We start from the raw sequence: 3,945 nt of genomic DNA, 5'->3' as shown, positions 1-3,945 counted from the left end.
GACGGACAGGTCTGCACCGCGCAGGTCGATGCGCGCCATCACAGTCACACCGACCATTGTCCCAGAGCAGAGCAACCGCGTATCGGACCGGTACATTGACGACACATCCGACCACAGGGAGCCGCCATGTCCGCCAAGGACCATCCCAACAACGCCCCGGGCGTCCCGATGCTCGTCCCGCCGGCGCTGGAACGATTCCAGATCAAGTACTTCAATCCGTTGGTGCGGCCATTTGCGCGCTTCATCCCGGGGTTTTCGGTGATCAAGCATCGCGGCCGCACGTCGGGCACTCCCTACGAGACCATCGTCACTGCCTACCGCAAAGGCAACGTCCTGGCCATCGGGCTCATCCACGGCAAGACCAACTGGGTCAAGAACGTGTTGGCTGCCGGCGAGGCCGATGTGCATTTCATCCGCTCCAGCGTCCATATCGTCAACCCGCGGGTCCTGCCCGCAGGCAGTGACGGCGCAGGTCTGCCGTTTCTGGCGAAGCGGCAGGTTGGACGAGTCGGGGTTTTCGTCGCCGACATCGCGTAAACCTCGCCACTGCCCGCGTATTCCACGGCAGTATTCAGCGACAGCCCGGCGCCATCACTTTCAGATGTTGCGCCGCTCCCGGCGGTTTCGTTCGATCTTGATCAGCCACATCGCGGCGTACTCTTCGTGCCGCTGCAGGCCTATCCGGTTGCACAGCATGTGGCTTGCGCTTTGTAGGACGGCGGGCGTCGTCACCGCGTCGTGCTGGGCTGGGTCGACCCAGAATTCACGCAGCGCGGCGACCAGTGCGTTGTGCGCGTCGATCTGCGAGTGATGTTCGCGCAGAGCGGTTTTGATCTGGTGTACCGCTGCGCCGAGTTCCCCGCTGTAGTTTTCGACCGCGACGTCGATCACCTGGCCGGTGTCCGCGCGGCCGGGGTCGATCGCGTCGAGCCATTGGGTCAGGACGCCGGCGGCGGCTTCGACGCCTGGCCTGAGCAGCGGTGTGGCGTTGTCCGGGGCCGACGGGTCGGGCTCGACGATCGGCAGCAGGGCGACGATGTGCGCGGTCTCCTGACAGAACAGCCGTTCGTAGCAGGAGAAGCTTCGTGGTCCGCCGTAGCGCTCGAGTTCGCGGTGATAGACCGGGATCGTGTAGTCGCCGATACGCCCGGCCAGGCGGGCGTCGGCCAGCCACGCCAAGACGCTGGTGAGTTCGGCAACCGGGCGTCGCACCCGCAGGCGCAGCTGGTCGCGGCCGTCTTCTCGGTAGCGCACGAAATACCAGTCGCCGGCGAGGTCGGGGAAGGTGTCGGCGAAGGCCCGCAGGGTGCGGTCGTGGGAGCTGGCGGCGCCGGTGATAGCGAACGCGGTCCATGCGCCACCCGGCGCCAGCAGCCGATATTCGTCGTGGGCGGGGTTGTGCAGTGGGTGACTGGTCAGGTCGGGCTCGACGTGCGCCCCGGCTGGGGCGGCAACGGTGACCACCACCTCAGCGGGGTGCCTCGCTGCCGCGTTGTCGCCCACGACACCCATCTGGTCGGGCGTCGGAGCGCGGAAGAGCCACGTGTTGCCGGCGGTGATTTCGTCGAGCAGCAGGTCCAGGTGCGCCGGATGTTGGGTGTCGAGGTGCAGCTGGTTGTCGTACGGCCCGACGCGGACGTGGCGGCTGATGCCGGTCGCGGCGATCCAGTCCCGCAGCGCGGCCTGCGTGCGGGTCGCGGTCGTCGGGTAGCGCCATCGCTGCACGGCCAAGGTGACACCCCGGTACTGCACTGCGGGCAGGTGGTTCATGATCGCCTCGGCCTCACCCCAGGACCAGAACGGCACCCGGGTTCTGGCATCAGAGATATCGCGCAGCAGCCGGACGGCTCGGGCCGAGGCGCGGTTCGTGGCCATGGTGAGCTGACGCACGCTCACCGGTGTGCCGTCGGCCAGGACGATCCGCACACATCCGTCCGCATAACCGAGGTAGATGTCGGCGAGGGTGAGGACCGGGCCGACCGGGCAGTGCGGACGCGCGTTGACCGCCAATGTCACCGGATACAACTGTGCGGTCGCGGCGACCTCGTTGATGGAGTCCGTTCCGGCGATGTAGTCGATGCCGCACACGATTCCCCGCCCGGCGGTCTTATCTGCCCACCAGGCGGAGTCGAAGTCAGCGCGGCGCTGCACAAAATCCCGCGCCCCGGGCATGACGGCGGTGAAGCGGCCGACGGCGGACCCGCCGGGAGAGCCCAGCCCGGTCACCGTCGTTCGCAGACCCGACGGTTCGCGGTGGAGCCCGAGGATGAGATCGACGCTGCTGGGCCTGCCGTCGGGCTCGGGGAAGCCCGTCAGGTCGGCATCGGTGAGCTCCACGACGTCCACGCCATCGGCTGCCGCCCGCTGCAGCAGCCGGGCGATCAGGTCCCGACGCGGCTCGGCCACAAGGTCGTCGTCGGCGGGGGCAGTGGGGCGCCGCGGCGCGACGGATTCGTAGGCCCGCGGGTAGCCGATCCCGAGTTCCTCGTCGACCGCGGTCAGGAACGGCACCCGCGTGTGGCCGTACCGTTCCACGAACCCGGCGCTGAACTCGTCGAGTGCGGGCGTAGCCGGCAGGTGCGCCATCGTCGCGGCCAGGGCCGTGATGGCATCGCGGGCCGCGTCGACGACCAACGCGGGCACCTGCCCGGACGCATCGAGTTCCAGGTCGACATGGATGTCGCGCTGGGTGTCCCCTTGCGGGAACAGCCGCAGCAGCGCGTCGAGACTGCCATCGCCGACGGGGTCGGATGCATCGGAGTACCGCGCGAAGGCAACCCGCATCACGGTGGCGCCCTCGACGGTGTCGGGCACCCCCGCCAACGGATCGCCGTCGAATGCGGAGTGCTCCGCCTCGCACAGCAACACCTCGGCCGCCAACAACTCGTCGAGCAGCGTGCGCACCGTCGCGGCGTCGGCGACCGGATAGGCGTCGGCGACCCGCTGTTCGATGTCTTGCCGGGTCGCGGTGCCTGCGGCGGTGTTGACGGCCAGCCGTGCGGGTCCGGTGGCCCTGATCGAGGCCAGGGTGTGGGTGTCGTCGACGCCGCGCATGACGGTGACGACCAGCCGGTCGGCGCGTTCGGTCAACGCCGGGTTGGGATACAGCCGAGCCCGCGGCAACACGCGCACCTGGTCCACCAGACGCCGGGCGGTCGCGCCGGAGGCCCGGACATGTCGGATGTGGGACTTACCGAGCACCGGGTGCCCGTCGCCGACCGGCAGCACCGCCACACCGGCGAACATGCCGAACGGAGTGCATCGGGTGCTCAGGCGCAGCGCGTACTTCAACAGTCCCTTGTGCACGCGCTTGCGCTTCTTCACAGGCGTGTCAGCGCCCGAGGACGACAGCAGCCTGGCAACCTGGCCCGCCAGCACCGGGCTGGCAAGCAGCACCGCCTCACGGATGGCATGGGCCGACCACAGCCGCGCGATGGCGTCCAGGTCACCCCACGCAGCGGGAAAATCGGGATACTCGGCCACCGTTCCCAACGAACACCGGATGATCGCGGTGTCGGCGAATTCGCCCACGTCCGCGTCAGGATTTCGCCGGGCTGGAGCGGTCATTCAAGCATCAATCGCGAAAGAGTGAGTTTCAGACCACGTGGTGCGCTGTACCGTGCATGTCCGCAGCGTCACACTCGGCGACGTGACGGCATCTGTGATCCATAGGGGCCGAGTGTGGAGACCGTCAGGTCGGAGATCTCCCGGCTCACCCACCTCCACGTCGTGACAACATCTCAGACAAGTTGATTCCGGACCTTACGATTCCCCTGTACAATAGCAATAGGTAGATCACAGCGCAGGCCGCCGTGAAATAACTAAAAGGTGAGTGCATGGTCGGAACAGTTAGAATAATCGCGCACTCGGTTATTAACACGATTCTCTGTACCACTTCGGACTTACCACGATAGGTTAAAGTAACGATTAGAACGGTGTACAATA

2 protein-coding genes are annotated in these 3,945 nt (G+C 67.0%); one reads left to right on the top strand and one right to left on the bottom strand.

All coding sequences use genetic code 11. From position 1 onward, the window contains the following. Window positions 1–126: 126 nt before the first annotated feature. Window positions 127–537 (top strand): nitroreductase family deazaflavin-dependent oxidoreductase, encoded by a 411-nt coding sequence (locus tag AC2VOU_RS05005; RefSeq protein WP_486956365.1) that lies wholly within the window; start codon window positions 127–129, stop codon window positions 535–537. A 60-nt stretch (window positions 538–597) separates the two neighbouring features. On the opposite strand, the gene AC2VOU_RS05000 is transcribed toward AC2VOU_RS05005, so the two are convergent. Next, complete coding sequence (locus AC2VOU_RS05000) at window positions 598–3,567, bottom strand: lantibiotic dehydratase (RefSeq protein WP_486956364.1); 2,970 nt, start codon at window positions 3,565–3,567, stop codon at window positions 598–600. Window positions 3,568–3,945: the final 378 nt, after the last annotated feature.

The organism is Mycobacterium sp. TH-M25 (assembly GCF_057473665.1).
This window is presented reverse-complemented; position numbering and strand designations above follow the sequence as displayed.

Excerpts from the sequence above, each read along its gene's own strand:
- AC2VOU_RS05000 (WP_486956364.1), bottom strand. The coding sequence starts at position 3,567 with ATGACCGCTCCAGCCCGGCGAAATCCTGACGCGGACGTGGGCGAATTC.
- AC2VOU_RS05005 (WP_486956365.1), top strand. The coding sequence starts at position 127 with ATGTCCGCCAAGGACCATCCCAACAACGCCCCGGGCGTCCCGATGCTC.